At 63.6% G+C, this 18,354-nt stretch carries 20 protein-coding genes; 3 read left to right on the top strand and 17 right to left on the bottom strand.

Translation table 11 applies throughout. From position 1 onward, the window contains the following. Positions 1 to 259: 259 nt before the first annotated feature. Positions 260 to 934: a Crp/Fnr family transcriptional regulator gene (locus ORI27_RS32025; RefSeq protein ID WP_407666517.1), complete on the bottom strand. Its 675-nt coding sequence runs from the start codon at positions 932 to 934 to the stop codon at positions 260 to 262. 330 nt (positions 935 to 1,264) lie between these two features. Here ORI27_RS32025 and ORI27_RS32020 point away from each other — a divergent pair, with 330 nt between their 5' ends. The 3 genes from ORI27_RS32020 (at position 1,265) to ORI27_RS32010 (ending at position 3,383) form a co-directional block, all read left to right on the top strand. Beyond that, entirely contained in the window at positions 1,265 to 1,441 is a 177-nt protein-coding gene (locus tag ORI27_RS32020) for a hypothetical protein (protein WP_266001254.1), read from the top strand. A gap of 254 nt (positions 1,442 to 1,695) precedes the next feature. Next, complete coding sequence (locus ORI27_RS32015; protein ID WP_407666516.1) at positions 1,696 to 3,147, top strand: class I adenylate-forming enzyme family protein; 1,452 nt, start codon at positions 1,696 to 1,698, stop codon at positions 3,145 to 3,147. Between the two features lie 11 nt (positions 3,148 to 3,158). After that, the gene (locus ORI27_RS32010) at positions 3,159 to 3,383 is read left to right on the top strand and encodes a hypothetical protein (RefSeq protein WP_266001252.1); all 225 of its coding nucleotides are present in this window, start codon (positions 3,159 to 3,161) and stop codon (positions 3,381 to 3,383) included. Between the two features lie 6 nt (positions 3,384 to 3,389). Here ORI27_RS32010 and ORI27_RS32005 read toward each other — a convergent pair whose 3' ends face one another. From ORI27_RS32005 to ORI27_RS31930, 16 genes are all read right to left on the bottom strand, one after another. Next, positions 3,390 to 4,424: an LLM class flavin-dependent oxidoreductase gene (locus ORI27_RS32005; RefSeq protein ID WP_266001251.1), complete on the bottom strand. Its 1,035-nt coding sequence runs from the start codon at positions 4,422 to 4,424 to the stop codon at positions 3,390 to 3,392. Between the two features lie 14 nt (positions 4,425 to 4,438). Next, complete coding sequence (locus ORI27_RS32000; RefSeq protein WP_266001250.1) at positions 4,439 to 4,870, bottom strand: nuclear transport factor 2 family protein; 432 nt, start codon at positions 4,868 to 4,870, stop codon at positions 4,439 to 4,441. A gap of 20 nt (positions 4,871 to 4,890) precedes the next feature. Further along, entirely contained in the window at positions 4,891 to 5,673 is a 783-nt protein-coding gene (locus ORI27_RS31995; protein ID WP_266001249.1) for an enoyl-CoA hydratase, read from the bottom strand. A 15-nt stretch (positions 5,674 to 5,688) separates the two neighbouring features. Further along, entirely contained in the window at positions 5,689 to 6,525 is an 837-nt protein-coding gene (locus ORI27_RS31990) for a mycofactocin-coupled SDR family oxidoreductase (RefSeq protein WP_266001248.1), read from the bottom strand. A 19-nt stretch (positions 6,526 to 6,544) separates the two neighbouring features. Then, complete coding sequence (locus ORI27_RS31985) at positions 6,545 to 7,846, bottom strand: acyl-CoA dehydrogenase family protein (RefSeq protein ID WP_266001247.1); 1,302 nt, start codon at positions 7,844 to 7,846, stop codon at positions 6,545 to 6,547. A gap of 62 nt (positions 7,847 to 7,908) precedes the next feature. Beyond that, the gene (locus ORI27_RS31980; protein WP_266001245.1) at positions 7,909 to 8,934 is read right to left on the bottom strand and encodes a phosphotransferase family protein; all 1,026 of its coding nucleotides are present in this window, start codon (positions 8,932 to 8,934) and stop codon (positions 7,909 to 7,911) included. Positions 8,935 to 8,998: 64 nt separating this feature from the next. Continuing rightward, a complete protein-coding gene (locus ORI27_RS31975) occupies positions 8,999 to 9,349 on the bottom strand; it encodes a DUF4286 family protein (RefSeq protein WP_266001244.1) in 351 nt (116 codons plus the stop codon). Between the two features lie 130 nt (positions 9,350 to 9,479). Beyond that, the gene (locus ORI27_RS31970) at positions 9,480 to 10,241 is read right to left on the bottom strand and encodes an SDR family NAD(P)-dependent oxidoreductase (RefSeq protein WP_266001243.1); all 762 of its coding nucleotides are present in this window, start codon (positions 10,239 to 10,241) and stop codon (positions 9,480 to 9,482) included. After that, on the bottom strand, positions 10,241 to 11,497 hold the full coding sequence (locus tag ORI27_RS31965) for an amidohydrolase family protein (protein WP_266001242.1): 1,257 nt from the start codon (positions 11,495 to 11,497) through the stop codon (positions 10,241 to 10,243). The genes ORI27_RS31970 and ORI27_RS31965 overlap by 1 nt, the downstream gene beginning before the upstream one ends. Before the next feature lie 45 nt (positions 11,498 to 11,542). Beyond that, positions 11,543 to 13,111: a FadR/GntR family transcriptional regulator gene (locus tag ORI27_RS31960; protein WP_266001241.1), complete on the bottom strand. Its 1,569-nt coding sequence runs from the start codon at positions 13,109 to 13,111 to the stop codon at positions 11,543 to 11,545. Next, positions 13,108 to 14,265 (bottom strand): thiolase C-terminal domain-containing protein, encoded by a 1,158-nt coding sequence (locus tag ORI27_RS31955; RefSeq protein WP_266001240.1) that lies wholly within the window; start codon positions 14,263 to 14,265, stop codon positions 13,108 to 13,110. Before ORI27_RS31955 ends, ORI27_RS31960 begins: the two co-directional genes overlap by 4 nt. Next, positions 14,262 to 14,708 (bottom strand): Zn-ribbon domain-containing OB-fold protein, encoded by a 447-nt coding sequence (locus ORI27_RS31950; RefSeq protein ID WP_266001239.1) that lies wholly within the window; start codon positions 14,706 to 14,708, stop codon positions 14,262 to 14,264. The genes ORI27_RS31955 and ORI27_RS31950 overlap by 4 nt, the downstream gene beginning before the upstream one ends. A 104-nt stretch (positions 14,709 to 14,812) precedes the next feature. Further along, the gene (locus ORI27_RS31945) at positions 14,813 to 15,694 is read right to left on the bottom strand and encodes an acyl-CoA thioesterase (protein ID WP_266001256.1); all 882 of its coding nucleotides are present in this window, start codon (positions 15,692 to 15,694) and stop codon (positions 14,813 to 14,815) included. A 25-nt stretch (positions 15,695 to 15,719) separates the two neighbouring features. Further along, entirely contained in the window at positions 15,720 to 16,895 is a 1,176-nt protein-coding gene (locus tag ORI27_RS31940; RefSeq protein WP_266001238.1) for an acyl-CoA dehydrogenase family protein, read from the bottom strand. After that, on the bottom strand, positions 16,879 to 17,877 hold the full coding sequence (locus tag ORI27_RS31935) for an acyl-CoA dehydrogenase family protein (RefSeq protein ID WP_266001237.1): 999 nt from the start codon (positions 17,875 to 17,877) through the stop codon (positions 16,879 to 16,881). Before ORI27_RS31935 ends, ORI27_RS31940 begins: the two co-directional genes overlap by 17 nt. A gap of 9 nt (positions 17,878 to 17,886) precedes the next feature. Beyond that, the coding region (locus ORI27_RS31930) for a cytochrome P450 (protein ID WP_266001236.1) at positions 17,887 to 18,354 on the bottom strand (468 nt) is incomplete at its 5' end.

Genomic DNA, 18,354 nt, shown 5'->3' with positions numbered 1-18,354 from the left:
GGGCGTCCAACAGTTCCCGATCCGGCCGCTCCATGCCTTGCATGAATCCATTTTCCCAGCTCAAGCCGCTACACCGAGGAGACACGCCGATTATTCAGCGGCCTCCTAGGGCGACGGTGCGGGGGGAGTCCGCGCGCAACATGTGAATAGCGGCGTCGCGGCAAGCGTTCGGCTCGCCACAGCGGCCCACGAACCAGCGGCCCGGCGGCGGTAGGCATCGCCGTAGTTACCGGTCAAGGATCTCGGCGGTCTTGGCGTGCTATCTGGACCTGCGGGCCAATGCCCGGTGATCCAAAATGATTACACCCTTGGGCTCCATCGCAATCCAGCCTCGTTGCTCGAATGCGACGAGCGCCTTGTTGACGGTTTCGCGTGACGAGCCGACGAGTTGGCTGAGTTCCTTCTGCGACAAGTCGTGGCGGACGCGCAATCCGGCGGAGTCCGTGGCGCCAAATCGTGCGGCGAGGTGCAGCAGTTGTTTGGCGACACGGCCGGGAACATCGGTGAAGATCATATCGACGATGTGGTCGTCGGTGCGTTGTAGCCGTCGAGCGAGTGCTCCCAGGAGCTGTTCGGCGACATGCGGACGCTGTGCGATCCAGAAGTGCAGTGCGCCGTGATCCATCGACACGGCCTTGACCCGTGAAATTGTTGTGGCGGTTGACGTGCGCGGGCCCGGATCGAGAAGAGCGAGCTCGCCGAACATGTCGGTGGGGCCGAGCAAGGCCAGAAGGCTCTCGCGACCACGGGGTGTTCGCTGAACGATCTTGACCTTGCCCTCGATGATGATGAAGAAGCGATCTCCGGGCTGGCCCTGGGCAAAGATTGTCGTTCGTGCGGGTACATCGAATGTCAGCAGCTGACCGGCGAGCGCGTCGACATCCCCGGCCCGAAGATAATCGGAAACCCCGGTGTGGGCGAGAAACTGCTGCAGGTCGTGGCCGTCGACGGGCCTGCAGCGGATCGGATCAGACCAGAGCTTCCGCGTCGGTGTTGCGGGCAGGAAAACGTCTGTGGGCTCGTTCATGGGATAGGTGTCACCACTGCGGTCTGCAGCCTCTCGCATCCGTTGCCGCCCCGCGTGGCGAGGAGTCGTAAGACACGCTATCAAATTCTCTACGGCAGTAGAGGCTGAGACTTCGGCGGTCTCGGCGCAGAGATAGGAATGTCCTCTGGCGGTGGGCTTCCTGTGGGTATGCCCTCAGGCCGGCGTCGGCCCGACGTGGCGCGGCCCGTCGGGCCGATACGGGAAGGCGGCCGCCCAGTGCCCACCGTCGAACAGATGCTGGAGTCGATGCGGTGGGCGGGGGAGTTCCTTACCCGGCGCGATGCGCGACTGGCCCGAGCCTCATGGCGGTACTCCCGCCCGGTGTGCGACTTGGCACTCGTCAACCAGTTTCCGCTGGACAAGACCGCCGACTCCCACCTCGATGCCAAGTGAGGACGGTTGGCCGTCCAAATGACCTGGGAGCTGGGACCCGACCAGGCGTTGATCGATCCGCCGCCGCTCTGTCTGAAAGTTCGAACGACTGGCGCGGCGGTGTTTCACGACATAGCGCGAGCTCGGCGCTCGTCACACCCATCGGCAGGAAGGGGTGGTTACGCCAGCTGCTTAAATATAGTTGACCCAGTCAATGTGACAACGAAGCACATGACAACCCGACCGAAGGCTTGGCCGAAGTGACGACCAACGAGATGACGATCAGCATGGCGCAGCGAGTGCGGATGCTGGCTGCGGAGTTTCCCAAGGAACCGGCATACGTGCATGTCCGCCAAGACGGTGGCGAGGATGTCGTCACCTATGAGTGGCTCGACCGACGTTCCTGCGAACTAGCCGGCGCCCTTGCCGAGCACGGGGTCGGTCACGGCTCCAAGGTCGGGTTGGGTTTGCGCAACTCGCCCCAGTTCGTCATCAGCGTCTTCGCAACGTGGAAGCTGGGTGCCGTTCCGGTGCCAGTTCGTTGGGACGTGCCCGACTGGGAACTCGAGAAGCTGCGCGAGGTCATCGACCCGACGGTCTACCTCGGCCCGGCGGACCTGCCCTGGATCGACGCTACCGAGGGTCGGCAAACACCGGAGTTGCCGGATCTCGTCGCACCGCACATGCAAGGTATTTGCAGCAGCGGTTCGACCGGGACGCCCAAGATCATCCTGTCGGCCGTCCCAGCGACCTTCACCCAACTGTTCAGCCGGCCCATCGCCGAGAACTGGGTTCCGATCCGGCGGCCGCAAACGGTTCTGGTGCTCGCGCCGATGTACCACGTCAATGCATTTGTGAGCCTGTACGGCCTGCTCGCTGGGGACCGGTTGATCGTGATGGAGAAGTTCAATGCGGTCCGCGCCGCGGAGCTCATCGAAAAGCACAGGGTCACGACCTTCACGGCGACTCCGACCATGCTGCAGCGAATGGCCGATGCGCCCGGCATCGACAACCGGGACCTGTCCAGCCTGGTATGGATTCTGCAGGGCGCCGCGCCGATGCCGCCGTCGCTCGTCCACCGTTGGGCGGGACTCATCGGGGCCCAGAAGATCTTCATGTCCTACGGGATGACCGAGGGCTTGGGAATAACAGCTATTCGGGGCGACGAGTGGATGGCACACCAAGGCAGTGTGGGCCGCGGTATCGGTGGCACGCAGGTGAAGGTCCTGGACCACGACGGCCACGCCTGCCCGCCGGGAGAGGTCGGTGAGATCTTCATGCGTTCACCGTCCTACGGTGGCTCCACGTATTTAGGGGAGGCGCCACAACTGGATGGCACCGCCGACGGGTTCTGCTCGGTGGGTGACATGGGCTATCTCGACGACGACGGCTTCCTATACATCGTCGACCGCCGTGTCGACATGATCATCAGCGGCGGGGCGAACGTGTTTCCGGCCGAGGTCGAAAAGGCGCTGATCGACCATCCCAAGATCGCCGACCTAGTGGTGATCGGGCTCCCCGATGCGGAATGGGGACGACGGGTACACGCGATCATCGAACCGGCTGATCCTGCTGATCCTCCCTCGTTCGAAGAGGTGCGGTCGTACGCGAAGAGTCGGATGCTGGCTTATAAGGTGCCGAAGTCCGTTGAGCTCATCGACGCGATTCCGCGCAGCGCGGCCACCAAGGTCAACCGCCGTCGACTGATTGAGGAGCGCGGGGGCTGACCGCCATCCGAATGCACGGCGACACGATAGCCATCTCCGCGGGCCGGCCGATGCGCTTGCATCGACGGGGCAGAGGGCAGGTCAGAAAGGGGGAGGACATCGCGGAACTATACGATTACGTCGCCGCCGACCAGCTTGCGGTCGAAGTGACCGAGATCGGTTTCGGTGGCACGCCGCAGGGCCTCGATGCCCTCGAGGCGCACAACGTCACCGGTCGACTGGTCGCGCTGTTCTGACTCGCTCTAGGCGAATGCCGGAATCACCTTGTCGGCGAACAACTGCGCGTATTCGATGAAGCGTTCCACCGGCAGGCCCGGTGGCCGCATCATCATGAAGTGCTCCAGTGGAACCCGTTCCTGCATCTGCTTGAAATGCTCGATGGCTTGTTCGGGGGTGAGGATCTGGAGTATCCCGCTCTGTTTGAAGGTCTCGACATCCATCGACTGCGTGATGGCGTTCTCCATCCCGATCGCGTTGTCCTCACCCATCCACGCGGCGTAACACTCGAACACGTGGTGGTAGTAAGGCGCCAACTCGTCCATCGCCTTGTCGGGGTCCTCGGCGACGGTGAAGAACAAGGCGGGAACACGAAGTGCCGCTCCGGCGGGATCCTTTCCGCGTTCGGCGAGCTTGGCAAGGTACAGGTCGCAGACTTCCTCGTTGCCCAGGAAGCCGTCCGCATATTCGGCTACTCGCTCCAGCGCGCGTTCGGTGAAGCCGCCGATGTAGAGCGGGATCGTGCCGCGCGGTGGCGCAGGAACGATCCGCGCACCGGTGACGGTGTAATGCCGCCCGGTGAAATTCACCGTCTCGCCCGCCCACAGCCCTCGAACGATCCGGAGGAACTCGTCGAAACGGTTGCCGCGCTGACGGAATTCCTCGCCGTGCATGTCGTATTCACGACGGCGATAGCCGAGAGCGACAGCGGTCTCGAGCCGGCCGTTGGACAGGATGTCGAGGAACGCGCATTCTTCGGCGAATCGGACGGGATGGTAGAGGGGTGCGATCGCAATCGCGGCGCCCAGCCGAATGGTCGTGGTCCGCGCCGCCATCGCTGCGAGCGCCAGATTGGGTGCCGGGAGGTATCCGTCAGCTGCGCCATGATGTTCGGGCACCCACGCGCCGACGAAGCCCGCGTTCTCGCTCCACGCGACGAGATCCAGTGTCTCGCTGTAGACTTCGTCCCAGGGGCGACGCCATTGGTCTGGGTTTCGGAAGTCATAGAGGTAACCGAAACCGAGTTTGGGCTTGTCGGACTGACGGTCCGGCTTGGTCATGACGTCTCCTCCAGCTACGAGTTCGCCGCCTCGGTGTCAGCCCGTGGGGCGACCGCCATGACGTTGCCCGGATTCAGGAACTCCTTGTACAGCGTGATTTTGTCGCCGTCGAAGCGGAAGACGGTGATGTATTGGTTGCGGTAGGTGCCGCGTCCCTCTTTCAGCGCGGCTTCGCTGTGATATTCCGCGATCAGCGTGTCGGAGTCGCGGACGTCGTACCAGGCGTCATAGGTGAATGTCATGGAGTCGAACATCTGCTCCATCGTCGCCTTGGTCTGGCCGACGATCGCAGCTTTGCCTTGCAGGGGCGGTAGCGCCTCCAAGAATGGAAGGACCATGACAGCGTCGTCGGCGAGATGATCGCCAAGGCGGTCGAAATCCAACGCGGCCATGCTGTCGAGGAAGCCTTGGACGAGTTCGACCCGCCTGGAAAAGGTGTCTGTCACGGTCCCTGCCTTCGAATCGGTTATTTCATTGCGGCTTTCATCTGTTCCAGGTCGACCAGCACGGGATAGCCGCCGACGCTGAGCGCGTTGCCATGACCGGTTTGGTGGATGTCGAACACCGATTGGATCGCGGCGTAGAACCCCTGCACGTCAAGGGTTTGATTGACCGCACGCTTGGCTTGGCGCAGTGCGAACGGCGCCATCTTAGCGATCTCCAACGCCAGGTTGCGGGCTTCGGTATCGAGTTCCTCCCGCGGAACGACGCGGTTGACCATACCGGTGCGCTCGGCCTCTTCGGCGGTCAGCGGGCGGCCGGTGAACAGGATCTCCTTGGCCTTGCGTGCACCGAGTTCCCAAGTGTGGCCGTGATATTCGACGCCGCCGATACCCATCAGGACGACCGGATCGGAGAACAACGCATTGTCCGCGGCGATGATCAGGTCGCATGGCCAGCAAAGCAGCAAGCCACCCGCGATGCAGCGCCCCTGCACGGCGGCAATGGATGGCTTGGGAACGTTGCGCCACCGCAGCGTGTATTCCAGATAGCGGCGGCTCTCGTGCTGGTACATCAGTTCGAGTGTGATCTTGTCAGGGACCGGCTCGTCGACGTTGAGGTCGTGGCCAGCCGAGAAATGTTTACCGTTGGCGCGCAGGATGATCACCCGCACGTCGTTGTCGTCGGCGGCACGGGTCCACGCGGCGTCGAGCTCGTCGAGGAGCGCGGTGTTCTGGGCGTTGGCGGCTTCGGGCCGGTTCAGTGTGATGGTCGCGATCTTGTCCGCGACCTCGTATTCGATGTACATCGTTGACCTTTACGATTACTTGAGCATGCTGCCGGCGTCGACCGGTAATGCGACGCCGGTGATATAGCGGGATTCGTCGGAGGCCAGGAACACCACCGCGTTGCTGACATCCTCAGGCTCGACCCAGGGAATCGGCAGTGTGTGAAACGTCTGACAGATTCCGATGATGTCCTCGGGACCGGGGTTCTCCAGATCGGGACGGAAATCGCGGTACAACCGCTCGTGCATGATCATCGGGGTGTTGGTGTGACTCGGATGCACCGAGTTGACCCGGATCATGTTCTGACCGAGTTCGACGGCAAAGGTGCGCATCAGGCCCAGGATGCCGGTCTTGGTGACGCTGTAGTGGCCCATAGTGGGGAAGGGCTTCAGGCCGGCGACCGAACTCGTGAGGATCACCGACCCGCCGCGACCGCCAGCTAGCAGGTGTGGGACAGCGGCTTTGACGGTCTTCCAGACCCCGCCGAGGTTGATGTCGAGAGTGGCCTGCCATAATTCTTCGTCGGTCTCCGCCAGGCTTGGGGCGCTCTGTGCGACACCGGCGTTGGCCACCACGATGTCCAGCCGGCCGAGTTGGTCGACGCCGGCGTCCACGGCGGCCTTAAGGGCTCCGTAGTCGCGGACGTCGGCCTCGGCGGTGACGATGCGGCGGTCGAGGGCCTTGACCAGATCCGCCGTGTGAGCCAGATCCTCTGGCGTCGACGGATCAGCCGACGAAGCCTCGACCGGGCCACAGATGTCAACGGCGATGATGTCGGCGCCTTCTTCGGCTAGCCGCACCGCGTGGCTGCGGCCCTGGCCACGTGCGGCGCCGGTGATGAAGGCGACCTTGCCTTCGACGCGTCCAGTCATAGTCAGCGCTTTTCGGATGTCACAGGTTGCCCATTTCTAGTTCGAGGAACTGCGCGTACTTGGCCTGTGCCTCTTCGCGTTTCCGCGGAATCCAGCCGCTGGGCCATTGGTCGTCGATGGGTGAGTGGTTGCGCAGCACCTGCTTGGCCACTGTCGCCTTGTGTACTTCGGTGGGGCCGTCGACCAAGCCCATCGCCGCAGCGCCGTGCACCATCTTGAACAGCGGCATCTCGTTGGTGACGCCCAGCGCTCCGTGCACCTGCATGGCCCGCCAGGCGATGTCGTGCAGCACAGTAGGCATGGTCGCCTTGACTGCGGCGATGTCCTTGCGGACTTTGTTGTAGTCCTTGTACTTGTCGATCTGCCAAGCGGCGTAGAGCACGAACAGCCGGAATTGCGTCAACTGCGCATACGAATCGGCGATGAAGCCCTGCACGTACTGTTTTTCCGACAGCCGCGATCCGGCGGTGTGCCGACTCAGCGCTCGCTCGCACATCATGTCCATGGCCTGGCGTGCGAAACCGATCGTGCGCATTGCGTGATGGATGCGGCCACCCCCAAGACGGGTCTGGGCGATGGCAAAGGCCTGTCCTTCGCCGCCGAGCAAGGCTTCTGCCGGCACCCGGACGTTGTCGTAGTGCACCAGGGCATGCAAGCCCTCGTTGTCCGGCTCGCCGTAGAGGCCGACGTTGCGCACGATGTTGACACCGGCGGTGTCGGTCGGCACCAAGAACATCGACATCCCTTGATAGGCGCTGACCTCCGGGTTGGTCACCACCATCACCAGGAGGAAGGCAGACGTCTTGGCGTTCGAGGAGAAGTACTTCCAGCCGTTGATGATCCAGTCGTCACCGTCGCGGACCGCGGCGCACTTGAATTGTGTCGGGTCTGCACCGCCCTGCGGTTCAGTCATCGAGTAGCTGGAGAACAGCTCGCCGTCCAGCAGTGGTTGCAGGTAGCGCTTCTTCTGCTCATCTGTCCCGTAATGCGCGATGATCTCGGCGTTGCCGGTGTCGGGTGCCTGGCAGCCGAACACAATCGGGGCCCACTGCGACCGGCCCAGAATCTCGTTGAGCAGCGCCAGCTTGAGCTGTCCATGACCTTGGCCGCCCAGTTCGGGGCCCAGATGAGTCGCCCACAAGCCCTTCTTGCGGACTTCGTCCTTGAGCGGGTCGATCGCCTTGCGCCGGGTATCGGTCAGCGGGACGAACTCTTCGTTCGGCCAGACCAGATCGAGCGGCTCGACCTCGTTGCGGACGAAGTCGTCCGCCCAGTCCAGCAACTTCTGATACTCAGGATCGGTTTCGAATTCCCAGGCCATCGAATCTCCTATGGGTGGGGGAGGGCGTCATCACGACACCCGCCGAATGAATCTCTGTGGTCTCACTTGCTTGGCAGAGACCGCGCCAGATCGGCTGCCTTGCCAATGGATTGCAGGATCATCGGGCCGAAGGCCTCGATGATCTTCGGATCGCCCTTGTCCGAGGACACGTTGGCGGCGTAAGTCTTCTCGAGCACCAGGCCGATCTTGAAGTTGGCCAAGACGAGGTAGTAGTCGAGGTTCTCGGCGGAGATGCCGCTGATCTTCTCGTAGTGGGCGACCAGCTCACTCCGTTTCGGCATGCCCTCGACCGGGAGGTAGAAGTCGGACGCTGGCTCTTCGCCGTCATATCCGAGCAGCGCCCACGCCAGGTCCAGCAGCGGGTCGCCGACGGTTGTCATCTCCCAGTCGACCAGCGCCGCCAGCCGGGCGGGCGCACCGTGGGCGTACATCACGTTCGCATACTGATAGTCCCCGTGCATGATGCCCGGCGTGAAATGCGCGGGCCTGTTGCGGCGCAACCACTCTGTTGCCACATCGAGGCCGGGTAACTCACGCACCTGGAATGACTTCAGGAATGCCAACCAGCGGTCGACCTGCCGGTCGTGGAAGCCCTCCGGCTTGCCGAAGCCCTCGAGGCCCTGTGCCCGCCAATCGAGCCGGCCGAGCTTCGCGCACCCCTCGATCAGCTGGAATGCAAGTCCTCGACGGGCCTCCAGGTCGGTATCGAACGGTGCTTCCCAGCCTCCGTCCATCGGGCTCCAGCCGTCGATCTCGGCCATCACGTAGAACGGCTTGCCGAACAACTCGCCGGTTTCGTCTGCGGCGAACAGTTCCGCGTGTGGAACATCGGTTCCCTTGAGGGCGCGAACCAGTCGGATCTCGCGCAGTAGCTCGTTCATCCGGCTCTCGGTCGCGCGATCCCCAGGCATCCGCAGGACCATTCGCTCGCCGTCACGGTCGATCAGGTACAGCACGTTCTGTGAGCCACCGGTCAGCTTTTTCAGCTTCGGCAGGGCTCCTTGTCCGGGTGCTCCCTGGGCATCGAGCCATGGGCCGAGTTTTTCTGCGTCGAGTTCGGTGCTCACCCTGTTTCCTTCGGAGTCGGATCGCGTTGTGTTGATCGGGATTGCGTGATGTCTGCGGGCTGTCTCAAGCCCTGAACTCGCCGCCGCGCTGAGTCCAGAACGACATCCTGGAACTAGGCAGATCGAGGCTGTCACTCATGACGGCCTCGCCGCTGGCGACGCTTTCCATGATCTTGCCGAGGATCGCGTTGACGTCGCCTTCCATCTCGTAGAGGCACATGTAGCGATGCTCCGGAGGGTTACCGCCCTCCATCCGGTAGACGTCGGCGTCGCGAAGGTCGTAACGCTTGGCCGACAACATCCCCGGGACCTTGAGCAGGTCGGGGATGTGGACGTTGTCATACCAGTCGTTGAATTCGTCGTCTCTGCCTTCGACGGGGTTGGCGAAGACGACCTGGATGAACTTGTCAGACATCGTGTAGTCCTGATCTGCAGTGGGCAGGCACGGTACCGCGGGCAGCGGTGCCCTGGTCTCCCTTGGTCGGGTTTCCTCGAGAGCGTCGCAACGCTAGGACGATATAAGCCGATACACTCGACCGAGTCAACTATTTTCTCCCTCTGGCTATGTCGGTGACCCACTTCTCGTAGTCAGAAGCTTTGGCGGTCAACGACTCCGTGCCCACATCGGAGTCCAGGATCAAGAAGCGTTCGTCGTCGATCGCGTGCACCAGCCGGTCGGCGACCTGCTCTGGCGTGGCCGCTGTCTTCAGCATCGGATGGTCCGCGGGAAAGTCGTTGGTCAGCAACATCGGCGTGAGCATCGCGCCGGGGCAGAAGCACGAGACCTTGATCCCCTTGGAGCGGTAGGTGGCCGCCAACCATTCGGCTAGCGCCAGCGCGGCATGCTTGGTCACCGTGTATGCGGCCTTGTCCGGCTGGATCGCCAGGGCGACCACCGACGCCGTCTGGAGCAGATACCCGTCGCCGCGCTCGAGCATGGCAGGCAAGACCGCCCGCACCGCGTGGACATGGGACATCACATGCAGGTGCCAACTCAATTCCCAGATCTCATCCGGCTGGAGGTCGGCGGGCTGGCGAGGGCCCGCATAGCCGGCATTGCTGAACCAGATGTCGATGTCGCCGTAGGTTCGGCGCGCCAGGTCGGCTACGGCATCGACAGTCGCCGGGTCGGTGATGTCACCGGATAACCCAACGGAGCCGATGTCGTACGACACCCGCTCGACTCCGTCGGGATTGATGTCGGTGACGATGACCTTGGCGCCCTCGGCGGTGAATCGGCGAGCACATGCCTCGCCGATCCCGCCGCCGGAGCCGGTGATGACGACGACTTTGTCGCGAAGTTTCACTAGAAGGCTTGCCTGGAATCCGCTCCCGCCGGACGCAGATGCTTGACCGACTTGACGCTGATGTCCCAGCCCTCCGCCTGTTCCCGCAGGGCCGACACCGTCGCGTGCTCGCGCGGGATGTGGACGAACGGATCGTAGCGGAAGTGCTTCATCGCATTCAGGTGAGTGATCTTGTTGATCTCGTCATCGGACACGCCCCCGAGGGACTTCATCAGCACCTCGGGCGCCTGCGGCCATGTCGTGTCAGAGTGCGGGTAGTCGCATTCCCAGGTGATGTTGTCGATGTTGAGATGGTGGCGATTCTCCAGCCCGACGAGGTCATCGATGAAGCACAGGATGACACGGTCGGAGAACAGTTCCGAGGGCCGCCATCCGCCGAGATCGGTTCCCGTCCAGTACTTGGTATGGGAGTGGATGTAGTCCACCCGCTCCAAGAAGTAGGGCAGCCAACCGATCCCGCCTTCGGACAACGCGATACGCAGCGACGGGAACTTGAGGAAGATGCCGCTCCACAACAGGTCCGCAGCCGCCGAGAACAGCGCGACGGGGGACAGGGTGTACACCAGTTCAATCGGGGCCTCGGGCGCGGTCACCGGCAGCTTGGAATTCGACCCGAGGTGCATGCACACGACGGTGCCCTCGTCCTCACAGGCCTTCCAGAACGGATCCCAGTGATCCGAGTACAGGCTCGGCAATCCGAGATCGTAGGGGTTGGACGAGAAGGTCACCGCATGGCATCCCTTGGCGGCGACCCGACGAACCTCGGCGGCCGCGGCCTCCGGATCCCACAGCATCGGTATCGCCAGCGGAATGATGCGACCGGGATGGGTACCCGCCCAGTCCTCGATATGCCAGTCGTTGTACGCCCGTACCATGGCGACGGCTTGATCGTGGTCCTTGGTTTCCATGAAAGCCTGGCCGCAGAATCGCGGGAAGGACGGGAAGTTCAGCGAGCCGAGCACACCGTTGGCGTTCATGTCCTTGATCCGGCTGTCGATGTCATAGCATCCGCTACGGATTTCCTCGATGGTCGTGGGCTCGGCCCCGAACTCCTCCTTAGGCCGCCCGGCCACCGCGTTGAGTGCAGGGTTGAGGATTTCCTGTCCCTCGTAGCGCCAGGCCATCGTGCCGTCGTCGCGGCGCACGAAGCGCGGTGCAACATCGACATACTTGCGCTCGAGGCGACCCTCGAACATATTCGCGGGCTCGATGACATGGTCATCGACGCTGACGAGAATCAAATCGTCAATATTCATGTGACTTCTCCATTTCTGTTGACGCTCAACCACATCGAGCGCCGGTTAATCCATCAGATCGAGCATCAGCCGTTCGCCGAGTTCGGACTCTTCTATCCACGGTGCAGTGGGGCCGAGGGCACGTGCCCATACTTCGGTGGCTTGTCCTGAGTCGCGTACTCCTGCGGCCGAGACGAATTGGGAGAACAACTCCTGGAAGTTGCGGTTGCTCTTGCTGACCGACGGAATTGCTTTCGCGTTGGCGGTAACCGCCGGCTCGACCCCCACCCGGACCCAGTGCATGAGTTCGGCGATCACGGTCAGCGCGGGATTCTTGACGGCGGAGAACGCGAGCTGTTCTGCGTTGCGCAGTGTTACGACGAAGCGCGGCGTGTCGTCGATGGCGGCAGCGAGCTCAATGTCCATGTCTTCGAGCGATCGGAGCTGCTTGGGGCTCACTCGGGCGGCGACCAGCCCTATCATGGGCGGCTCGATGAGTCGCATGGCCCGATAGAAATCGCTCAGGGTGGTGCCCCTGGCTTCGAGCACGATGCCGGCCAATTGGGCAGCCACCCGGCTCGACGGCGTCCGGATCGTCGCGCCGCCCCGATCGCCGGTACGCAGGTCGAGCAGGAACTCCATCTCCAGAATACGCAACGCTTCACGTAGCGTGGGTCTGGAGATGCCGAATTCCTCGGCCAATTCCGCGAGCGGCGGCAGTCTGCTGCCTTCGCTGAGTCGGCCTTCGGCGATGCGGGAGCGGATCTCGGTGGCCACCAACATCGCTCGCCGGGGGGTAGGTTCGGCGCCTTCTTGGCCCGCCTGAGCTCGCCACAGCGGGGTCATGTCGATCGGCTGACGACTGACGTTTCGGCTGACCAAGAGCCGACTGGTGGTGAACAAGTAGTCACCCCAGGTCTTTTGGGCCAGGGACATGTCGCGTCGGCGGGCGGCGTCGAGGAATGCGCTGTGGCTGACCACCACTCGCCGAGCGATTCGCTCAGCGGACACCGCATCGTCACTGCCGATCGCCGAATAGACTTGCCCTGCGTAGATGTCGCGGAAGACGCCTGCGATAACGGACAGTGTCTGATTTCCCGACAACTCGGTGACGGCCTGCTCGAAGGCTGTCATCGCGGTGACGAATGCCAGCGGGTCGGTCTCGGCGGCGCGCTCGGCGTCGTGCAGGGCGACCAGCGTGTCCAGGTCTTCGTATCCGGCCCGCATGGCCACCTGCTCGGCGGCGGCAGGTTCGATAACCGATCGGGCTTCCTCGAGGTGGGCCAGAGTGGTTCTGCGCAACTGGAGTAGCAGCGCGACGTAGCGGCTGACCCCGTCCAGGCCTGGGCGGCGGACCATGGCACCGCCACCTCGGCCGCGTTTGATCTCCACCAACTGCTGGGACTCGAGGATGCGCAACGCCTCCCGCAGCGTTTCCCTGGAGATGCGCAATTGCGCGGTGAGTTCAGGTTCCGGAGGAAGCTGCTGATCCGCGGACAGTTGCCCGCTGAGGATTTGTCGTCGCAGATCGGCGGCCAGCAGGTGGGACACCTTCTGGGTGTTCCGCCGCGGCATGGCGCGCCAGATCGCGCCATCTGCGTGGCCTGAATGGTTCTTCTCCGGTGACTCAGTCATACCGTTGTCAATACCATCGCCCCACACTGTGGGTACACCCCACTGGCAATGACAGCGGTTTCGGCGTCGGGTACCTGCCGGGCGTCACACTGCCCGCGAAGCTGAAGCACAGCCTCGTTGAGGAACCCGATGGCATGCAACCGGCCCTCGGCGAGCTGACCTCCCGCGGTGTTCATCGGAAAGTCGCCACCTGGTGCGAGTCGGCTTCCGTCGCCGACCCAGTCGCCGAACTCGCCGCGCCCGCATGCGCCCAGCGCCTCGATCCAGGCGACCGTGACGGGAGTGAACCCGTCATACACCTGGAACACGTCGACGTCGTCGAGCGTGACCGAGGACCGCTGCCACAGCCGGTTCGCGCAGTCGACGGAGGCCCCGTAGAGGAAGTCGGAGTCGAACGTCCAGTCCGCGCCCCAGCCCGTGGCGTAGGTCATGGCATCGATGAGCACCGCAGGCTGGCGCAGATCCTTCGCCCGTTCGGCGGTGGTGATGATCGTTGCGACCGCACCGTTGACCGGGTAGTCGCAGTCCAACACACGCAGTGGGTCGGCCACCATGCGGGAGGACAGGTAGTCCTCCATGCTGACCTCATCGTGTAGGACGGCACGCGGGTTGAGCGCCGACCAGCGTCTGGCATTGACGGCGATGCGCCCGAAATCCTCCTCGGATCGCCCGTATTCCGCCATCCACCGTTGTTTCTTCAGGCCCATCAGCACCAGGATGCCGCCGAGAACACCGTAGGGAACCAGGAACTGATCCCGCCCTCCGACAGTTTCGGGACCGCTGGCCACCCCGCCCGTGTGGCCGGCTGCCCGGGTCAGGCAGCGGTACACCAGAACCGTCTCGCATGCCCCGGATGCGACCGCCATGACGCCGGCCAGCGCCCCGCCCAGGCCGGACGGGTTGGATGCCATGATGTCGGCGAAAGCGGCCAGGTCCGGTATCCCCAGCAGGCGGGCCATGTCCTGGGCGCCGGGGGACTCCGGGCCGAACTTGTACTCGAAGATTCCGTCGATGTCAGCGCTGCGTAACCCGGCGTCGGACAGCGCCTCCTTGGCGGCGGTAAGCGTCAAACGCCGCGGATCGGGCTCGCCTGCTCGGCTCAACTCCGAGTAACCGACACCGACGATGGCGACTTCGTGCGCCAGGGAACTCATGATGTCCCTCCCGAGAGACGGAATTGCGGCAGTGTGACCGCGCCGCGATCCTCGAACACCACCTCAACAGGAGCCCCGCATGTCAGCTGCGTGCCTGCCGGGACGTCGACGAGGTTGGTGATCATCCGCAAACCGGGCTGATCGTCCAACTCGACCAAGGCCACGATATAGGGCAGCGCGTCGACAAAGCCGGCGTGAAGCGGCCGATTCACCACCGAGTAGGAATAGAGCACACCGCGACCCGTCGCCTCGACGACTTCGAAGTTCTCAGATTGGCAATGGATGCAACACACCTCGGGGGGATACTGCAGTTTCTCGCATGCAGCGCAGCGCTGGAGCACCAGACGGTGTTCGGCGGCGGCATCCCAGAAGAAGCGGCTGACATCGTCAGGCGCCGGTAGCGGACGCCCGTCGGTCAACACCGGTTCCTCGATCTGTGTCACGACACTCCTCTCCGGTCGACACGTCGCGGATTGTCAAGCCTAGCTAACCGCAGACAGGCGACCTAGTCAACTGATTTGTACTGAGCGCTCTCGCGCAGCGGCCGCTACAGGCGTGCCGCGCTCGCGATCGCGCTGTCGCTGGTGCGCAGCGGGCGGATGATCGACTCTTGGCTGAATGAGGCGAGCAGTTCGCCGTCTTCGGTGTGAACCGTCCCGCGTACATAGGACATTCCGGCGCCGGATTGCGTGCTCTCGTGGGAGTACACCAGCCAGCCGGTCCATGAAACAGGTTCGTGGAAGCTGACCGTCAGCGTCATCGGTGCGGTGGAGATGGTGAGATGCGCCTGGGCGGTGCCGATACCGGCGTGCGCCCGCATCGTGGTGGCGATGCCGAGGTAGCCGGTGAAATCCGCGACAAGTGCCTTGGCCAGGTCATCACGTGCCGGGATCGGTTCGTAATGCGCCCAGGCATACATCTCGGGCGGCCCCACCTCGTCGGGGTTGTTGACGTCGACGACGTCGACGACACGCAGCTCCCGACCGGCCATCGGCAGGTCGAAGAGATTGGCGTCAGCAGGTGGTGCGACACGTGGGTGTGGCACGTGGTGTCGAATGACGTCGGCTGTCGGCACATCCGCGAGGACGGTAAACGTCATGCAGCGCTTGGCATTCTGTGTCGCGGTGACGACGGCGGTCGCGGTGGATCGCCCTTCGCTGACGACGTCGATGGCGAACTCGACCGGAGGTCCGGCAAGCACCGCACGGGCAAAGACGCCGTGAACCGACCTGATGGACTTGTCCGGGAAGCGTTTAGCCGCAGCCACAATCGCTTGCCCGAGCACCTGCGCGCCTTCGACGACTTGGCGCTCTTCGCCTGGGGTGATACTGGTCTGACCGACGAAGCGGTCCGGCCCGTCCGGTTTCACATCGTAGAGATCGATCAAGCCATGCACGCTCGCCGTGGAGTGTTCAGCAGTCACCGTCAGTCGTCCTTTGCGTTAGCCGCGAGAGTCACCGCGTGGGTAGACCCAGCACACGCTGGGCGATGACGTTGCGGTGGATGTCCGACGTACCGCCGGCGATCGTGGAGCAGAAGCCGCGTGCGTAGCGGTCGAACCAGCTGGCGTAGTAGCTGTCCGGGTTCATATGCGCGTAAGGTCCCGATGTCGCGGGGTGGGCCAAGCCGTCCAGGCCCGCCGAGAGCAGGGCGATGTCGTTGCCGTGGACCTCGGCCTCACTGCCGAAGAGCTTGAGGACGGACACGGCGGGCACGTCTTCTTCGCCCCGTGCGGCACGCGCCAGCGCTGCCGAGCCCATCAAGCGCAGCGCCTGCGCGTCCATGATGAGGGTGGCGTATTGGTCGCTCTCCACCGGCGTCTTGGGCCGGAAGTCGGCGATGATGTTGTCCAATCGGTCGGCCATGGCCAGCCACATCATGGTCCGTTCGTGGCCCAGGGATCCGTTGGCGATTCGCCAACCGCCGTTGAGCGGGCCGACCAGGTTTTCCGCCGGCACCCGCACATCGGTGAAGAACACTTCGTTGAAGTCCGTGTCGTCCATACCGCTCAGCGACGCAAACGGTCGGCAGACCACCCCCGAGAGGTCCGTCGGGATCAGCAGAACGCTGATGCCTTTGTGTTTGGGGGCGTCGGGGTCGGTCCGGACGAAGGTCAACAAGACGTCCGCGTCGTGGGCGCCCGATGTCCACACCTTCTGCCCGTTGACCACGAAGTGATCGCCTTCCAGCACCGCGCGAGTACGCAACGACGCCAGATCGGAGCCGGCGCTGGGCTCGCTCATGCCCAGGGATGCCGTGATTTCGGCGCGGAGAATCGGTATGGCCCATTCCCGCTTCTGGTCCTCGGTACCGAACGAGAGCAGTGACGCGGCGATGATGTCGACACCCTGGGGGTTGTGGCTGTGATACACCCGCTGCCGGCACAGTTCCTCGAAGTAGACGAACTGCTGCAGGATCGTGGCGTTGCGCCCACCGAATTCCGGTGGCTGGCCCGGCAGCAGCCAGCCGTTGTCGAACAGCAGGCGTTGGAAGCGTCGCGCCCATTCGGGCATGTGCGACACCGACCGGGGCCGCTCCACTGTCTCGGCCTCGCTGGGCAGGTTGTCCGCAAGGAAGGCGATGAATTCCTGGCGGAAGTCCTCGACGTCTTGATCAAACGTCAGTTGCATGGAACTCCTTGGCGATCTGTGCGCGATGTTCGGCGGCACCGCCGAGCATCAGCTCGCCGGCCTTGGCACGTTTGAGGGCGAACTGAAGATCGTTCTCCCACGTGAACCCCATGGCCCCGAACATCTGAATGCCATGCCGGAAGGCAACCGACTGGCATTCTCCGGCAGCGGCTTTGGCCATCGATGCGGCCAGCCGTCGTCGTGGATCGTCGGCTGCGATGGTGAGGGCCGCGAAATATGACAGGGCGCGGGCCCGTTCGACCGCGACATGGATTTCAACGGCCTTGTGCTGAACCGCTTGAAACGAGCCGATCGGCACACCGAACTGATGACGTTCTTGTACGTGGGCCAGTGCCAAGTCCAAGATGCGTTGGCAGGCCCCGACGATCGTCATCGCCATTCCTGTCAGCGCGACGTGTCGGGCGCTCTCCGGATCGGTGCCGAGACGGTCGCTGTCGGGCACCCGCAGCCCGGCGAACGTCACGTCTGCCACGTGCAGCGACGGGTCGAAGACCTCGCTGCGCCTGGCCATCACCGATGTCGCATCGACAAGAAACACGCCGCCGTCGGTGACCACAGCCAGCCGTTGGGCCCGGTCACCGTCGAGGACGTGGCGTGCCGTACCGCTGAGCACCCAGCCCTGGTCGTTGCGGTGTGCGGTGACGTCGTTGTACACCGCGGCACCGGACTGCCGCGGATCGAAGCGGTCTGCTGCCAGCGGCGCGAACTGCGTCATGGTGGCCAGATAGGGGGTGGGATCTGTAGCCCGGCCCAGCTCTTCGACCACGATCGCCAGTTCTACGGCATTCTCCGGGTCGGTCAGTTCTGTCCAGCCCTGATCGACGTAGGACTTCCACAGCGGTGCCGTGTCGACCCCGCGTTCGGCCACCCCGCGGACCAACTCAGTCGGGCAGTGCTTGGCCAGTGCGTCACGCACCGTCTCCTGCCACAACCGTTGATCGGCGTCGAGCTCCAATAACATGTCGCGCCTTTAGTCGATGGTTGCGGTGTGTTTGCTTTCGGTGATGGGGCGGGCGAGTTCTTGTTCGTCGCAGACCTTCTGGAGTTTCTCCAGGGTTTCTTCCAGGCCCGGGCCCAGAGGCTTTCCAGGGGTGAAGTCCGCCGGCAGGTGGCGCATTCCCTGGATGACCCCGATGGTTTCGTAGTGCACGGTGCCCGCGGGGTCGCAGACGTAGTCGGGAATGCGGTCGAGCACCGCGGTCAGCATGGCCTTGAACACCGTGCGGCCCAGGTTCGAGCCGATGCAGCGGTGGATGCCGATCCCGAAGCCCATGTGCCGGTTACCCTTGCGATCCAGGATGATCTCGTGCGGGTTGGGGAACACCGCCGGGTCGCGGTTGGCCATCGACCACGAGATGTAGAGCCGCTCGCCCTCCTTGAAGTGCACCCCGTTGACCTCACAGTCCTCGGCGAACGTGCGCCCGTCGCCGGGTGCGGG

It is taken from the genome of Mycobacterium pinniadriaticum, assembly GCF_026242045.1.
GTDB classification, from domain to species: Bacteria; Actinomycetota; Actinomycetes; order Mycobacteriales; family Mycobacteriaceae; genus Mycobacterium; species Mycobacterium pinniadriaticum.
Note: the sequence above shows the minus strand (reverse complement) of the source record. Positions and strands in the feature narration are given on the sequence as shown.

Excerpts from the sequence above, each read along its gene's own strand:
- ORI27_RS32015 (WP_407666516.1), top strand. The coding sequence starts at position 1,696 with ATGACGATCAGCATGGCGCAGCGAGTGCGGATGCTGGCTGCGGAGTTT.
- ORI27_RS32010 (WP_266001252.1), top strand. The coding sequence starts at position 3,159 with ATGCACGGCGACACGATAGCCATCTCCGCGGGCCGGCCGATGCGCTTG.
- ORI27_RS32005 (WP_266001251.1), bottom strand. The coding sequence starts at position 4,424 with ATGACCAAGCCGGACCGTCAGTCCGACAAGCCCAAACTCGGTTTCGGT.
- ORI27_RS31995 (WP_266001249.1), bottom strand. The coding sequence starts at position 5,673 with ATGTACATCGAATACGAGGTCGCGGACAAGATCGCGACCATCACACTG.
- ORI27_RS31990 (WP_266001248.1), bottom strand. The coding sequence starts at position 6,525 with ATGACTGGACGCGTCGAAGGCAAGGTCGCCTTCATCACCGGCGCCGCA.
- ORI27_RS31985 (WP_266001247.1), bottom strand. The coding sequence starts at position 7,846 with ATGGCCTGGGAATTCGAAACCGATCCTGAGTATCAGAAGTTGCTGGAC.
- ORI27_RS31975 (WP_266001244.1), bottom strand. The coding sequence starts at position 9,349 with ATGTCTGACAAGTTCATCCAGGTCGTCTTCGCCAACCCCGTCGAAGGC.
- ORI27_RS31965 (WP_266001242.1), bottom strand. The coding sequence starts at position 11,497 with ATGAATATTGACGATTTGATTCTCGTCAGCGTCGATGACCATGTCATC.
- ORI27_RS31960 (WP_266001241.1), bottom strand. The coding sequence starts at position 13,111 with ATGACTGAGTCACCGGAGAAGAACCATTCAGGCCACGCAGATGGCGCG.
- ORI27_RS31955 (WP_266001240.1), bottom strand. The coding sequence starts at position 14,265 with ATGAGTTCCCTGGCGCACGAAGTCGCCATCGTCGGTGTCGGTTACTCG.
- ORI27_RS31940 (WP_266001238.1), bottom strand. The coding sequence starts at position 16,895 with ATGCAACTGACGTTTGATCAAGACGTCGAGGACTTCCGCCAGGAATTC.
- ORI27_RS31935 (WP_266001237.1), bottom strand. The coding sequence starts at position 17,877 with ATGTTATTGGAGCTCGACGCCGATCAACGGTTGTGGCAGGAGACGGTG.